Source organism: Streptomyces sp. NPDC041940, assembly GCF_055589465.1.
This window is the reverse complement of the sequence record NZ_JBVJBP010000003.1, coordinates 203,011-217,727: the sequence shown is the minus strand read 5'-3', so window position 1 is coordinate 217,727 and position 14,717 is coordinate 203,011. Positions and strand designations below refer to the sequence as shown.

The window sequence follows — 14,717 nt, the reverse complement described above, 5'->3', positions numbered from 1 at the left end:
CTGCGCGGACCGCTCTCTCGGCTCATCCGGCGGCGGGCGGCCGCGCGCCGGCTCGGGGCGCCGTGCCGAGGTGCTCGCCGACGCGTTTGACCAGGCGGGCCATCTCGTACGCCACAAGTCCTATGTCGGCTGTCACGGCGGTGAGAAGGGCGAGGCAGGAGCCCTCGCCGGCGGCGGCCACGAACAGGAAACCCTCGTCCATCTCCACCATGGTCTGGCGGACACCGCCGGCGCCGAAGTGCCGTCCGGCTCCCTTGGCGAGGCTGTGGAAGCCCGAGGCGACCGCTGCGAGGTGTTCGGCGTCCTCGCGCCGCAGGCCGGTCGAGGCGCCTACGGCGAGGCCGTCGTTGGACAGGACCACGGCGTGCCGTATGTCGCTCACGCGGAGCACCAGATCGTCCAGCAGCCAGTCGAGTTCGCCGGAGCGCCGGGCGGTGTGCGTGCTCGGGTCCTGGATCATGCGGGGTCTCCTTCGCTGCTGTCTCTGCCCTTCGCGGGGCCGGGAGTGGTGCCGCGACCGGGTCGCCTGCCGCCGCCTCGTGCCCAGCCGTCGCGGTACGCCGCAATGCGGTCGCGTACGACTTCGGGGGTACGTTCGTCGTCCTGGGGAGCCGGCGTCGGTGGCGGTTCCTCGGGGCGCCCCTCGCGCAGTTGGGGAGCGAGACTGGCCTGTCGTACGCGACGCGGGAGGTCCTCGGAGCCTTCGGGCTGCTCCTGGGGTCGGTGCAGTCGCAAGGTGGCGACTCCTGGGGGTGGGGTGTGGCGCGGGGTCTCGGCCGCGGCCGGTACGGGAGCCACGAGGGCGCGCCGGTCGGCCGGTGCGGGGGCGACGTCCTGGAGCGGGGTGTCGTCGGGCACGCGCGCGTAGGCGCGTTCCTCGGGCTGCCGCGCGTGTTCCGCTTCGCCGGGGGAACGTTCCGTCGCTCCGGTGTGCAGGAGGGCGGTGGGCAGCAGGACGACGGCGGTGGTGCCGCCGTAGGGCGAGGTCTTCAGATGGACCTTGACGTCGTGCCGGGCGGCGAGTCGGCTGACCACGAACAGGCCGAGCCGGTCGCTGTCGAACAGGTCGAGTGCCTCGGACTGCGCGATGCGGCGGTTGGCTTCGGCGAGGGTCTCCTGGCCCATGCCGAGGCCGCGGTCCTCGACCTCGACGGCGTAGCCGTTGCCGACGGGTTCGCCGGTGACGCGCACGCGCGTGTGGGGCGGCGAGAACTGGGCGGCGTTCTCGATGATCTCGGCGAGCAGGTGGGTGAGGTCGGCGACGGCCGTGCCGATGACGGCTGCCTCGGGGAGTGGCCGTACCTCCACGCGCGCGTAGTCCTCGACTTCGGAGACGGCCGCGCGGACCACGTTGGTCAGGACGACGGGCATGCGCCAGGCCCGGCCGGGGGCGGCTCCGGAGAGGATGATCAGGCTCTCCGCGTGGCGCCGCATACGGGTGGTGAGGTGGTCGAGGCGGAAGAGGTCGCTCAGCTCGTTCGGGTCGTCGGAGCGGCGCTCCATGCTGTCGAGGAGGCTCAGCTGCCGGTGGACGAGGATCTGGCTGCGGCGGGCGAGGTTGACGAAGACGCCGGAGATGCCGCTGGCGAGCTCGGCGCGCTCCACAGCGGCCCGCAGCGCGGCGCGATGGACTGTGTGGAGGGCTTCGGCGACCTGTCCGGCCTCGTCCTCCGCGGGCGGTCCCGGCGGCGCCTCGGCGCGGACGTCGATCTCCTCGCCCGCGCGCAGTCTCCGCATGGCCTCGGGGAGTTTGCGCCGGGCGATCTCCAGGGCGCCGTTGCGCAGGCCGACCAGTTCCACCACCAGGCCGCGTCCGATGCGTACGGAGATGACGAGCGAGGCGGCGACTGCGGCGAGACCGAGCAGGACGGCGGCGCCGGCCGGGGTGAGCAGTCCCCGGGCGAACGGGTCGGCCCGTTTCGCGACACCGCGTGCCGCGTCGTCCTCGATGGTGCGCATGCCGTGCTGCACGCGCGTGTGAGCGGTGTTCCAGGTGCTCTCGGGCGCCGCCTCGACCGCCCTGGCGCCCGGCCCGCGGGCGAGGATCCCGTCCTCGGCGTCGCCCAGGCCCGCGTAGGCGCTGCTGTCGGCGAGGGCGTTCCATGCCGAGCGTTCGGTGCCGCGCAGGTCGGCGACGGCCGATTCGGTGAGGGTGCGGCGCAGGTCGACGGCGCCGGTGAAGAGCCGCAGCCGCTCCCCGGTCAGGGTGCCGGACAGGCGGGCACTGGCCAGCACCGCGTCCTCCTGGGCCAGCGCCTCGCCCGCGCGGGCGAATTCGAGCAGCACGCGCGCGTCGGAGCCGAGGTCGGCGTCCTGGATGCCGGTGAGGGCACCGCCGGCGCCGAAGGCCGCCGAGATGGTCCGCGTGTAGCGGCTGTACGTCTCGGCCCAGCCCACGCTCCCGTCCCGCACCGCGGTCCGCAGCGGCCGCAGTTCCTCCGTGCCGGTGACGAACGCCTCCAGCCGGCGGGCGACTCCGGCGGGGAGTTCCTCGCTGTCGGCGACGGTGTTGTTCTTGCCGAGCCGCAGTGTGGCGACGGCGCGGTCGGTGCGCCGGGCGAGTTCGTCCAGTTCGCCTGACGGTACGGCCGACGGGTCGGTGGCGTGGCGTACCGCGGCCGCGCGTTCGGCCTGGAGGGCGGCGACCGCCGCGGAGACGGGGGCGCGGACCATGGCGTCCACGCGCTGGACCTGCCGCAGCCGGGCGACGTCCTGGGCGGTGGTGACGGTGGCGTAGGCCCACAGGGCCAGGAGGGAGACGACCGGCACCATCAGGAGGCAGACGATCTTGGCGCGCACGGTGCGCGGACGTATGTGCCAGCGCTCCGCGCGCGGCGCCGCCCCGTCCGGTGCGGCGCGCGAGGGCGCCTCCGGGCTCTCGTCCGCCGGTGGCCCGGCGTGCGCGCGGCGGCCGCGCACGGGCGGGGGCGGCGCCTCGCCGCCGGTTGTGGGGGTCCTACGGGGTGTACGCATGGACTCCTCGCTGAAGAGTGTTCGGGGGCGGGCCGGGCGTCGTGCCGCCGCGGAGATCCATCAGGAGTCCCTAGGGGGCGACGCTCTCGACCGGCAGCTGGGCCGAGGCGGACGCCTCGCGCTCGCCCGCCGTCGGCGAGAGCGCGACGAACGCCGAGGTCAGGAAGAGGTAGGACCCGAGGCCGACGGCGAGGGGGAAGATGAACTGCATCGCCGTGGCCCCGGGCAGCGCCTCCCCGGAGGGCGTGACCCGCACGCTCACCGCGAACATCCCCGTGTAGTGCATGCTGCTGACGGCCGCGCCCATGATCAGGGAGGCGAGGGTGACCGCGACGGGCGACTTGATGTTGAGCGCCGCCCACAGGGCCGCCGTCGCCGCGACGACGGCGATCAGGACGGAGAGCCCGACGAGCACCGGGTCGTAGGTCACGTCGCCGTGCAGGCGGACGGCCGCCATGCCCAGGTAGTGCATGCTCGCGACGCCGAGGCCGGTGGTGAGGCCGCCGAGGAAGAGGGCCCGGCCGCGGTCCCGGCCGTAGCCGACGGCGAAGACGCCGGCGCAGACGACGACCATGGCGACGAGCAGGCTCAGCAGGGTGAGCGGCACGTCGTAGCGGATGTCGGTGCCGTCGACGCCGAACCCGAGCATGGCCACGAAGTGCATGGTCCAGATGCCGGTGCCGATCGCCGAGGCGGCGGTGACGAGCCAGTTGCGGCGCGAACGCCCGGTGGTGCCGAGCGCGCGGACGGTGCAGCGCAGTCCGAGCGCGGCGCCGGTGCAGGCCATCGCGTACGACAGCGCGGGGGTCAGCCACCCCAGGGCGGCGTGGTCCAGATGTCCCATGGCCCCGGGACGCTAGACCCGGCAAGGGCGCACGAAAGGGGCGCATTTCGAAAGGTATTGGAATGTGACGCAAGGATGTACCGGAACGATCGCGTCACGCTCGAACATGTGCACAGAGGCGTCGATCCGTGCCGGTGAGGAATCATGCGGTACATGAGCGACGACCAGACGCGTGTCCAGGAGTTCTTCGCCCCCCGCGCCGCCGGCTGGGACAGCAGGTTCCCGGACGACGGTCCGGCCTACGCGGCGGCGGTCGCCGAGCTCGGACTGCGCGCGGGCGACCGGGTGCTCGACGCGGGGTGCGGCACCGGACGGGCCCTGCCGCCGCTGCGGGACGCCGTGGGGCCCTCGGGGGTGGTCCTCGGGGCCGATCTGACCCCGGCCATGCTGCGGGAGGCCGTACGGGCCGGACGGGACCGTGACGGGCAGCTGCTGCTCACGGACGTCGCCGCGCTGCCCTTGCGTTCGCGGTCGCTGGACGCGGTGTTCGGGGCGGGCCTCGTCTCGCACCTGGCGAGTCCGGCCGAGAACCTGCGCGAGCTGGCGCGTGTGGTGCGTCCCGGTGGTGTGCTGGCGCTGTTCCACCCGATCGGCAGGGCGGCGCTGGCCGCACGCCACGGCCGCCCGCTCACCCCGGACGACCTACGCGCCGAGCCCAACCTCCGTCCGCTGCTGGCCGGTTCCGGATGGCGCATGACGTCGTACGTCGACGAGGACATCCGCTTCCTGGCGCTCTCCGTCCGCGAGGACTGAGCCGGCGTGTCATCCGGCCTCGTCGTCCGTCGCCTCCATGAGCCGCACGGGGCAGCCCCTGAGGCCCGGGACCGGACGCGTGCCGAGGTCGGCGAGCCGGTATCCGTACGGGTAGCCCTTGATCTCCCAGTTCTGGCGGGCGAAGTGCGGGGCGCGCCGGGGCGCCATCAGACGGACGGCGCGCCCTCGGAGCCGTACCGCGCGACGCACCCACGCGCGCGTGGCGGTGCTCGGCGGGGTGTAGCGGAAGGCGTGCAGGAGCGCGTCGTCGAGCAGCGCGAGGGTCGTGGCGCGCAGCAGCGGTGCGAGTGGGCTCGGGTACCAGGACGCCATCAGGTCGAGCGTGGCGTCGGAGACCCGCCGGGCTTCCGCGTCCCAGGCGAAGTGGGCCGCCTCGTAGGTGTCGAGGCAGGTCTCGAACTCCTCGTAGGTCTCGGGGATGTCCTTGATGCCCATGTGCCGCCCCAGCGTGCCGTAGTGGACGGCACTGGCGACGGTCTCGTGGCGTGACATCCTGCGCCACCCGTAGGCGTCGATCCACCGCTTGGGCATCACGACGAATGTGCAGAGCACGTAGCGCATGTCGTCGTCGCTGATGTCGTAGCCGCGGTGCATCTGGTTGATGCGGCGGATCGCCGTCTTCCCCGGGTCGCTGCCGAAGCCGTGCTCGACGACGGCGTCCAGGAGCAGCGAGGTGTCGTCGTAGCGCTTCTGGGTCCGCTCCGTGAGCTCCGCGGTCTGCGCTAGCAGCCGGCCGATGCTCGGGACGGCGTAGGTGCGGTACAGGGCCAGCTCCAGGGCGCGGGTGTAGTCCCAGGGGAACTCGTACGCCACGCTCAGCCGGTAGATCTCCGTCGCCTCCTGGTACGGGTCCATCCGCCGGATCTGAACCAGCCGGTCGAAGCGCTTCACCGTGCCGTCCCCCTTCTGCCACAGGTTCTCCAACTTTACGTTGGTGACCGGGAGATGAATGATCAGACACAACAACCGCACTGGGGGAAGGTGGTCAGTATGTGGGGCAGGTTCCGCAAGGCCGGGGGGCGAGTCGCCGGTGCCTTGCGCACGGAGACGAAGACGGGCGGGGACAAACGTCCGCACAATCTCTTCGAGGCTGCCGCGGTCTATGTCGCGGCGGGCGCCGAGGACGACCAGGAGCGGGCCGACGAGGCGGCCGGCTGGGTGTCGCCGGAGGCACTGTCGTTCGGGGTGAACGAGCTGGCCTGCCGGGCCGTCATCGCGCTCGCGCGGGAACGCGGCGAGTCGCCGCGGACCGTGGCCCGTGAGTTGCTGGGGCTGCCGACGGCGTGATGAGCGGGGTCCGGACGGCCGATTCGCCCTGTCCGCCGGAAAACTGCAGCTCGGGTGCGCTTGCGGGCAGTGACAAGCGGCTTACGCGCGCACTAGGGTGCGCGCCGTTGGACGAATCGATGGGGAGGCTGGGATGGCCGGGACGGACGAGGACGCCGTCGCCGCCGCGGACGACGCGCTCTATGTGCTCACGGCGGTGCTGCTGACGCCTGCGAAGTTCCCGAGCGTCCTGGGCGACGACTATCCGGAGGCGTGCGCGGCGCTCGGTCTCGCACCGCTCGCCGACGGGTACGGGCTGGTGCTGGGCCAGGACGGCGACGGCTGCCGGTGGACCGTCGCCATCGACGACGTCTCCCTGGTCGCCGTCGCGATCGCGTCCTGGGACTGCGGCATGGAGTACGAGCTGTCGCCCGACGAGCGCTCGGTCGTCGCGGCTCTGCCCGGCTGGCCGCTCGCGGTCGCCGTCGCGGCGCCCGGTGTGCCCGCGCCGCACGATCCCGGCCCGGAGGCCGACGACCGGCCTCCGCTGGCTCCGCCGGACACCACCGTCTGGGGGCCGGCGCAGCGGCGCCTGGGCGCGGACGAGATCGCGCTGCAGTGGGCGATATGGCGGGAGCAGGTGGACGACTCGGAATTTCCGGTGCCTGGGCCCTCGGACGCGCCGGACGACGAGGACCGGACACCGGACGACGAGGACCAGGGCGAGGCGGCCGGCGCTCCGGACGGGAGCGGGGAGAGCGGCCGGCCGGGCCGCAGCGTCATCCGGCGGGTCCTCGCGGAGGCCCGCACCTACATCGACTCGCCGCCGCCGCTGGGCCGGGTCCGCTCGTCGTTCGCGACGGGTGACGCGCGGATCCTGCGGGCGGACGGTCCGGGCTGGTCGCTCGTGGCCAGGACCGACGACATCGCCTTCGTGCTGCTCGACGAGGAACCCGGCGAGGTCCTGCCGGTGGGCCGGGGGCCGGAGCTGCCGGGGCTCCTCGACGCGCTCGACAAGATGGCCGTGCGGCCGAACTGATCCGGCGACGGCCTTCGGCCGCGCCGGGCCGGCGCCTCAGCGACCGATCTCCTTACGGGTGGCACGGCGCAGCCTGCGCCGCTGCGACGGGTCGAGCATGAGATACGCGGCGGTCGGGACGCCCAGGATGATCAGGAGCGATGCCCACCAGGGCAGCCAGATCAACAGGATGAGCCCGACCGCCACACCACCTGCGGCGATCTTGGCGTTCTTGGACATGAGTGTCGCCTCCTTCGCGGCCACTGCCGCTCTCTGTCTCGAAAACGGGCCCGCGCCCGCGGCGGTTCCTGACCGCGACCCTGAGACATCCCTGAGGTGCGACCCGTACACACCCCCGACCCCCTTATAGTGACCCAGCTCACACCTTAGTCATACCCGTGTGCGCCAGACGTGCTGTACCCTCGGCGACTCCGACTCACTAGTCAAGTTTGAGGAATCAGTCATAGCCGAGTACTCGACTTCCCCGGCATCCCCCTCCTCGCCCTCCACCGCACCTGCCTCCGTCCCCTCCGAACTGACCCACTGTCGCGCCGTGTTCCTGCCCGGCGACCCGGCCCGCACCGGCGGCATCGCCTTCTGGCGGCCCGACGGCGAGGCCCCGCCGACCTTGGCAGCGGCGTCCGCGACATCGCCGACCTTGGCAGCGGCCTCCGCCGCGAACCTGACCGTCGTCGTGCCCGGCGGCGACGGAGTCGAGGCGGAGAGCGTGCCGGCCGTCCTGATGCCGGTACACGCGGCCCTGCCGGTCCTCACCAGCGCGCGGGTGAGCGCGTCGGGACACCGGTCCACCGTGTTCTGGGGCGCGGCGGCCGTGCACGCCCTGCACCTCGCGGCGCGCGGGCTGCTGTTGCCGGGGCTGTCCCCGGGCGACCACGACGCCTGGCGCACGGGTCCCCTGCGCGCCCAGGACGTCGAGGCCCTGCGCCGGCTCGCCGCCGCGATGCCGCCCGAGGCGCACGCCGTGCCCGTCGCGGGCGCGGGGCCGCTGCGGCTGCCCGACCCGGAGCGGCTCCTGCGCGCCTTCCTCGACGCCGTCGCCGACACCCTGCCCCGCTCCCCCGCCGCACCGCTGGTGACCGGCGGTCCCGCTTTCGCGTCGCCCGAGCCGGTGCACCTGCCCGAGCAACGCACCTGGGCCGCCGACGTCGCCGCGGGCCACGACGCGGGCGTGCGGCTGTCGCTGCGGATCGAGGTGCCCGGCCTGACGAACGCGGCGGCCGACGCGGACGTCTCGTTCCGGGCCGTGCTCCAGGTGCACGGCGTGAGCGATCCCGCGCTGGTCGCCGACGCCGCGGAGGTCTGGGCCGGCTCCAAGGGCGAGGCCTTCGGCCCGCGCGCGCGGATGGACGCCCTGCTCGCCCTGCGGCGCGCGGCCCGGGCCTGGGCCCCGCTCACGCCGCTGCTGTCCGCGACCGTGCCGGACGCCGTCGACCTCGCCGACGAGGAGGTCACCGAACTGCTCGGCGCGGGCGCCCGTGCGCTGGCGGCGGCCGGGGTCGACGTGCACTGGCCGAAGGGACTGACCCGCGAGTTCAGCACGCGCGCGGAGGTGGGGCCGGTGGGGCCTTCGGACGAGGAGGCGGAGGAGTCCGGCAGGTCCGCCGCGGCCCTTCCGTCGTTCCTGTCCGCCGACGCGCTGCTCGCCTTCAACTGGTCGTTCGCGCTGGGCGACCGTCGGCTGAGCCGGGAGGAGCTGGACCGGCTCGCCGAGGCCAAGCGCCCTGTGGTGCGGCTGCGCGACCAGTGGGTCCTGATCGACCCTCAGGAGGTACGGCTCGCCCGCTCCCGGCAGGACCACAAGGTCACACCGGTGGAGGCGCTGGGCGCGGCCCTGACGGGCTGGGCGGAAGTGGCGGGCAGCCGGGTCGAGGTACGGCCCACCGGATGGCTGGCGGCCCTGCGGGAGCGGCTCGCGGACCCCGAGGCACAGCGGCCCGTGGAGCAGCCCGCCGCCCTCTCGGCCACCCTGAGGGACTACCAGCGGCGGGGCCTGAACTGGCTCGCCGGCATGACCTCCCTGGGTCTCGGCTGCTGCCTCGCCGACGACATGGGGCTCGGCAAGACGATCACGCTGATCGCCCTGCACCTGCACCGGCAGTCCGACGCCGAGTCCGCCGGGCCCACGCTGGTGGTCTGCCCGACGTCCCTGATGGGCAACTGGCAGCGGGAGATCGAGCGGTTCGCGCCCGGCACCCCCGTACGGCGCTTCCACGGTGCACGGCGCAGCCTCGACGACCTGGCCGACGGGGAGTTCGTGCTCACCACGTACGGCACGATGCGCCTGGACGCGCCCCGGCTCACCCAGGTGCCGTGGGGCCTGCTCGTGGCGGACGAGGCCCAGCACGTGAAGAACCCGTACTCCTCGACCGCGCGGGAGCTGCGTGCCATCGGCGCACGCGCGCGCGTGGCGCTCACCGGCACCCCGGTGGAGAACAACCTGTCGGAGCTGTGGGCGATCCTCGACTGGACCACCCCGGGCCTGCTGGGCCGGCTCGGCACCTTCCGCAGGCGGTACGCGGAGGCCGTCGAGGGCGGTCAGGACCCGGCCGCCGCGGACCGGCTGGCCCGGCTCGTACGGCCGTTCCTGCTCCGCCGCCGCAAGGCGGACCCGGGGATCGCGCCCGAGCTGCCGCCGAAGACGGAGACCGATCACGCCGTGTCGCTCACCCCGGAGCAGACGGGTCTGTACGAGGCGGTGGTGCGCGAGGCGCTGGCCGAGATCTCCGGCGCCGGCAGCATGGCGCGACGCGGCCTGATCGTGAAGCTGCTGACCGGCCTCAAGCAGATCTGCAATCACCCGGCGCAGTACCTCAAGGAGGAGCGCCCGGTGATCGCCGGACGTTCCGGGAAGCTGGAACTGCTGGACGAGCTGCTGGAGACGATTCTCGCCGAGGAGGCGGGCGTGCTGGTCTTCACGCAGTACGTCCAGATGGCCCGCCTCCTCGAACGGCACCTGGCCGCCCGCGGCACGCCCTCGCAGTTCCTGCACGGCGGGACGCCCGTCGCCGAGCGGGAGGCCATGGTGCGGCGCTTCCAGGACGGCGAAGTGCCGGTGTTCCTGCTGTCGTTGAAGGCGGCGGGCACCGGTCTGAACCTCACCCGGGCCGAGCACGTCGTGCACTACGACCGCTGGTGGAACCCGGCCGTCGAGGCGCAGGCCACCGACCGCGCCTACCGCATCGGCCAGACCCGGCCCGTGCAGGTGCACCGGATCATCGCGGAGGGAACCATCGAGGACCGCATCGCCGAACTGCTGGTCCGCAAGAGGGAGCTGGCGGACTCCGTCCTGGGCTCCGGCGAGGCGGCGCTCACGGAGCTGACGGACGCGGAACTGGCGGAACTGGTCGAACTGCGAGGGGACCTGTGATGACTCGGTACGACGGTGACACGGAGCGCACGTTCGCCGCGCTGCCGCCCGCGCACGGGCGCGGCTTCGCGCAGACCTGGTGGGGCCAGGCCTGGCTGAAGGCCCTGGAGGACACGGCGCTGGACTCGGCGCAGCTCAAGTCGGGCCGACGGCTCGCCCGCGCGGGTGCGGTCGGCGCGGTGTCGGTGCGCCCGGGACGGCTCACGGCCGTCGTCCAGGGCCGCGACCGCACGGCGCACCGGGCCGACGTCCTGCTGGAGGAGCTCTCGCCCGAGCAGTGGGACCGCTTCCTGGACATGACGGTGGAGCGGGCCGGGCATGTGGCGGCACTGCTGGACCGGGAGATGCCGCCGCACCTGGTCGAGGACGCGGCGGCCGCTGGTGTCGAACTGCTGCCGGGCCTGGGCGATCTGGAGCCGGAGTGCGACTGCGGCGCCTGGGACCACTGCGGGCACACGGCGGCGCTGTGCTACCAGGTGGCGCGCCTGCTGGACCAGGATCCGTTCGTCCTGATGCTGATGCGGGGCCGCGACGAAGCCGCCCTGCTGGACGATCTCCAGACCCGCGGCGGCGGATCCGCAGCGGAGTCCTCCGGGCCGGAGGGCGTGGACGCGGCCGAGGCGTATGCGGCCGGTGACATCCTGCCTCCGCTGCCGGACCTGCCCGCACTCCCCGACGGGCCGGGGCTGCCGCCGTCCCTGGACACCGAGACGCCGCCCGCGCCCGGCATCGACCCGGCCGCGCTGGAGTTCCTGGCCGCACGGACCGCCGTACAGGCCCACCGTCTGCTCGCGGGGGCCCTCCGGGGCACCCCCGAGGCGGAGTTGACGGTGGCGCAGGACGCGGTGCGGCTGGCCGCGGGCGCCCCCGGACGCGATGTGGCGGATCGTCTCGCCGACGGGTCGGGACGCGGCCGGGAGGGGCTCGAGGCGGCGGTCCGTGCCTGGCACCTCGGCGGTACGGCCGCACTCGCCGTGCTCGACGAGGAGTGGCGGGTCGAGGGCGAAACGCTCGCACGCGCGCGTGCCGCCCTGGAGTCGGCCTGGGACACGGACGAGCGGCCCGGGCTGCGGGCACGGGGCAACCGGTGGACGGTCGCCGGCGCACCGGTCCAGCTGCGCCTCGGCCGGGACGGCCGGTGGTGGCCGTACCGCAAGGAACGCGGCCGCTGGGTGCCCGCGGGAGGCGCCGCACAGGATCCGGCGACGGCCCTGACGTCGGCTGAGCCGGCCGCCGGAGACGGAACCGCACCGGAAGAGGCGCCCCTACGGCAGTAGTTCGCCGGTGTCCAGGGACGGGAGGAGCGATTCGAGGTCGCTGGGCAGATCGCTCGGCAGCCGGCTGGGAAAGCCCGACGGCAACCGGGTCCGCAGCTCGCTGGGCACTTCGGTGGGCAGCTTGGTGGGGATGCCGTAGGACGGAGCAGGGGTGCGGCTCGTGCTCCCGGCGGGCGGCTCCCGGTCCGGCGAGCCGTCGCTTCCCCTGGCCATCAGCACCACCGCGCACACGGCTGCGGCGGCCACGAGCACGGTGATCAGGATGAGCAGCGGGTTCCGCCGCTGAGGCGGTACGGGCGACAGGGCCATGGCGACCAGGGTCACCGTGCACCGCTCAGGACGCGAGCGGTGCACGGGAGTTGATACGGACCCATGGCGTGGATCGCATGATTCCGTAGCATTCCAGGCGGTGGACTCAGCCGCGCGCTCCCAGAAGGTGGTCCATGGCCAGCTGGTCCAGGTGCTCGAAGGCCATGCCGCGGGCGGCGGCCGCGTCGACGTCGAAGGCCTCGAAGGCCGACCGGTCGGCGAGCAGGGCCTGGAGGCCGTCCGCGGCGGTGGGCTGGGCCAGCTCGTCCAGGCGGGCCGCGCGCAGCGCCTCCTGGACCTCCGGGTCGGCCCGGAAGGCCGCGGCGCGGTCCTTGAGGATGAGGTAGTTGCGCATGCAGCCGGCCGCCGACGCCCACACCCCGTCGAGGTCCTCGGTCCGCGGGGGCTTGAAGTCGAAGTGCCGCGGGCCGGTGTAGCCGGCCGACTCCAGCAGGTCGACCAGCCAGAACGCGGCACGCAGATCACCGGCGCCGAAACGCAGGTCCTGGTCGTACTTGATGCCGGACTGGCCGTTGAGGTCGATGTGGAACAGCTTGCCCGCCCACAGCGCCTGCGCGATGCCGTGCGGGAAGTTCAGCCCGGCCATCTGCTCGTGCCCGACCTCGGGGTTGACGCCGTACAGCTCCGGACGCTCCAGGCGCTCGATGAACGCCAGGGCGTGGCCGACGGTCGGCAGCAGGATGTCGCCGCGCGGCTCGTTCGGCTTGGGCTCGATCGCGAAGCGCAGGTCGTAGCCCTGGGAGGTGACGTACTCGCCGAGCAGGTCGAAGGCCTCCTTCATCCGGTCCAGGGCCGCGCGGACGTCCTTGGCGGCACCGGACTCGGCACCCTCACGGCCGCCCCAGGCCACGTACACCTGAGCGCCGAGCTCGGCGGCGAGGTCGATGTTGCGGATGGTCTTGCGCAGCGCGTAGCGGCGCACGTCGCGGTCGTTGGCGGTGAACGCGCCGTCCTTGAAGACCGGATGAGTGAAGAGGTTGGTGGTCGCCATCGGGACCTTCATGCCCGTGGCGTCCAGCGCCTGCCGGAAGCGCTTGATGTGGGCCTCGCGCTCGGTGTCGCTCGAGCCGAACGGGATCAGGTCGTCGTCGTGGAAGGTGACGCCGTGCGCGCCGAGCTCGGACAGACGCTGCACCGACTCGACCGGGTCGAGGGCACGTCGCGTGGCGTCGCCGAAGGGATCCCGTCCCTGCCAGCCGACGGTCCACAGGCCGAAGGTGAACCTGTCCTCGGGGGTGGGCTGGTAGCTCATGCCGCGGCTCCTCGCTCGCTGAGACTATTTCGTCATGGCGATTTACAAATTAGTATGCGAGCACCTCTCTGGGAAGAGACAAGGTGTCTCGGAACGAGAGAAGCAGGACCGGAGATGGACGAGAGAAGAGGGAGAAGCCCGATGTCAGCAGCCGAGGGTCCGCTCGTCGTCGGCGTGGACTCGTCCACCCAGTCCACCAAGGCGCTGGTCGTCGACGCGGCCACCGGCCGGGTCGTGGCGAGCGGCCAGGCCCCGCACACCGTCTCCGCGGGGGCGGGACGCGAGAGCGATCCGCGCCAGTGGTGGGACGCGCTGTGCGAGGCCCTGCGCCAGTGCGGTGACGCGGCGCACGAGGCCGCCGCGGTGTCGGTCGGCGGGCAGCAGCACGGCCTGGTCACCCTGGACGACCGGGGCGAGCCGGTGCGTCCGGCCCTGCTGTGGAACGACGTGCGCTCGGCGCCGCAGGCGCGCCGGCTGACCGGGGAACTGGGCGGCGCGAAGGTCTGGGCCGAGCGCGCCGGAAGCGTCCCCGCCGCCTCCTTCACGGTCACCAAGTGGGCCTGGCTGGCCGAGCACGAGCCGGAGGCGGTGCGGGCCACGAAGGCCGTGCGCCTCCCCCACGACTACCTCACGGAGCGGCTCACCGGGCAGGGCACGACCGACCGCGGCGACGTCTCCGGGACCGGCTGGTGGGCGTCCGGGACGGAGTCGTACGACGAGGAGATCCTGGCGCACGTGGGTCTCGACCCGGCCCTGCTGCCCCGTGTGGTCCGGCCCGGGGAGGTGGCGGGCACGGTGCACGGCCACGATCTGCCGTTCTCCAAGGGCACTCTGGTCGCTCCCGGGACCGGCGACAACGCCGCCGCGGCGCTGGGGCTCGGGCTGCGTCCGGGCGTGCCGGTGATGAGCCTCGGCACCTCGGGCACGGTGTACGCCGTGTCGCGGCACCGGCCCGCCGACCCGAGCGGCACGGTGGCGGGCTTCGCCGACGCCCGCGGTGACTGGCTGCCGCTGGCCTGCACCCTGAACTGCACCCTCGCCGTCGACCGCGTCGCGACGCTGCTGGGCCTGGACCGCGACGCCGTGGAGCCCGGCACGGCCGTCACCCTGCTGCCCTACCTGGACGGCGAACGCACCCCGAATCTGCCCAACGCCTCCGGCCTGCTGCACGGCCTGCGCCACGACACGACCGGCGGCCAAGTGCTCCAGGCCGCCTACGACGGTGCCGTGCACTCCCTGCTCGGCGCGCTCGACGTGGTCCTGGACCAGGACGCCGACCCCTCGGCGCCCCTGCTGCTGATCGGCGGCGGCGCCCGGGGCGCGGCCTGGCAGCAGACCGTGCGCAGGCTGTCGGGGCGTCCCGTGCAGGTGCCCGAGGCCAAGGAGCTGGTGGCGCTCGGCGCCGCCGCGCAGGCGGCCGGGCTGCTGACCGGGGAGGACGCGGCGGCCGTGGCGCGCCGCTGGGACACGGCGGCCGGGCCGGTGCTCGACGCCGTCGAGCGGGACGAGGAGACGCTGGCCAGGATCGCCGGGGTACTCTCCGACGCGGCCGCGCTGCTGGAGCGGCCCACCGACACCCACTGAGGACTGGCGTC

13 protein-coding genes are annotated in these 14,717 nt (G+C 73.7%); 6 read left to right on the top strand and 7 right to left on the bottom strand.

What is annotated here, in order from left to right:
* Window positions 1-22: 22 nt before the first annotated feature.
* The 3 genes from ACZ6I3_RS08290 to ACZ6I3_RS08280 all read right to left on the bottom strand — a co-directional run bounded on the left by ACZ6I3_RS08290 (window position 23) and on the right by ACZ6I3_RS08280 (window position 3,817).
* Window positions 23-460 (bottom strand): roadblock/LC7 domain-containing protein, encoded by a 438-nt coding sequence (locus ACZ6I3_RS08290; protein ID WP_469412799.1) that lies wholly within the window; start codon window positions 458-460, stop codon window positions 23-25.
* On the bottom strand, window positions 457-2,973 hold the full coding sequence (locus ACZ6I3_RS08285) for a sensor histidine kinase (RefSeq protein ID WP_469412796.1): 2,517 nt from the start codon (window positions 2,971-2,973) through the stop codon (window positions 457-459). Before ACZ6I3_RS08285 ends, ACZ6I3_RS08290 begins: the two co-directional genes overlap by 4 nt.
* Before the next feature lie 70 nt (window positions 2,974-3,043).
* Window positions 3,044-3,817 carry an MHYT domain-containing protein gene (locus ACZ6I3_RS08280; protein ID WP_469412795.1) on the bottom strand — a complete coding sequence of 258 codons (774 nt, stop codon included), beginning with the start codon at window positions 3,815-3,817 and terminating at the stop codon, window positions 3,044-3,046.
* A gap of 153 nt (window positions 3,818-3,970) precedes the next feature.
* Between ACZ6I3_RS08280 and ACZ6I3_RS08275 the strand changes: the two genes are divergently transcribed.
* Entirely contained in the window at window positions 3,971-4,570 is a 600-nt protein-coding gene (locus tag ACZ6I3_RS08275; RefSeq protein WP_469412793.1) for a class I SAM-dependent methyltransferase, read from the top strand.
* A gap of 9 nt (window positions 4,571-4,579) precedes the next feature.
* Here the strand turns inward: ACZ6I3_RS08275 and ACZ6I3_RS08270 are convergent, their stop codons facing one another.
* Window positions 4,580-5,482, bottom strand: a complete 903-nt coding sequence (locus tag ACZ6I3_RS08270; RefSeq protein WP_469413123.1) for an oxygenase MpaB family protein — start codon at window positions 5,480-5,482, stop codon at window positions 4,580-4,582.
* A 99-nt stretch (window positions 5,483-5,581) separates the two neighbouring features.
* Between ACZ6I3_RS08270 and ACZ6I3_RS08265 the strand changes: the two genes are divergently transcribed.
* Entirely contained in the window at window positions 5,582-5,878 is a 297-nt protein-coding gene (locus ACZ6I3_RS08265) for a hypothetical protein (RefSeq protein ID WP_469412791.1), read from the top strand.
* Window positions 5,879-6,011: 133 nt separating this feature from the next.
* A complete protein-coding gene (locus ACZ6I3_RS08260; RefSeq protein ID WP_469412789.1) occupies window positions 6,012-6,896 on the top strand; it encodes a hypothetical protein in 885 nt (294 codons plus the stop codon).
* 36 nt (window positions 6,897-6,932) lie between these two features.
* On the opposite strand, the gene ACZ6I3_RS08255 is transcribed toward ACZ6I3_RS08260, so the two are convergent.
* Complete coding sequence (locus tag ACZ6I3_RS08255) at window positions 6,933-7,115, bottom strand: hypothetical protein (protein WP_469412788.1); 183 nt, start codon at window positions 7,113-7,115, stop codon at window positions 6,933-6,935.
* A gap of 313 nt (window positions 7,116-7,428) precedes the next feature.
* On the opposite strand from ACZ6I3_RS08255, the gene ACZ6I3_RS08250 reads away from it, so the two are divergent.
* Together ACZ6I3_RS08250 and ACZ6I3_RS08245 are read left to right on the top strand one after the other, a co-directional pair.
* Window positions 7,429-10,263, top strand: a complete 2,835-nt coding sequence (locus tag ACZ6I3_RS08250) for a DEAD/DEAH box helicase (protein WP_469412786.1) — start codon at window positions 7,429-7,431, stop codon at window positions 10,261-10,263.
* Entirely contained in the window at window positions 10,263-11,540 is a 1,278-nt protein-coding gene (locus tag ACZ6I3_RS08245; RefSeq protein ID WP_469412784.1) for an SWIM zinc finger family protein, read from the top strand. Before ACZ6I3_RS08250 ends, ACZ6I3_RS08245 begins: the two co-directional genes overlap by 1 nt.
* Here ACZ6I3_RS08245 and ACZ6I3_RS08240 read toward each other — a convergent pair.
* Together ACZ6I3_RS08240 and xylA are read right to left on the bottom strand one after the other, a co-directional pair.
* A complete protein-coding gene (locus tag ACZ6I3_RS08240) occupies window positions 11,529-11,849 on the bottom strand; it encodes a hypothetical protein (protein WP_469412783.1) in 321 nt (106 codons plus the stop codon). The genes ACZ6I3_RS08245 and ACZ6I3_RS08240 overlap by 12 nt on opposite strands.
* Window positions 11,850-11,955: 106 nt before the next feature.
* Window positions 11,956-13,122, bottom strand: a complete 1,167-nt coding sequence (xylA, locus tag ACZ6I3_RS08235) for a xylose isomerase (RefSeq protein WP_261683683.1) — start codon at window positions 13,120-13,122, stop codon at window positions 11,956-11,958.
* Between the two features lie 141 nt (window positions 13,123-13,263).
* Here xylA and xylB point away from each other — a divergent pair, with 141 nt between their 5' ends.
* Entirely contained in the window at window positions 13,264-14,706 is a 1,443-nt protein-coding gene (gene xylB / locus ACZ6I3_RS08230; RefSeq protein WP_469412782.1) for a xylulokinase, read from the top strand.
* Window positions 14,707-14,717 lie beyond the last annotated feature (11 nt).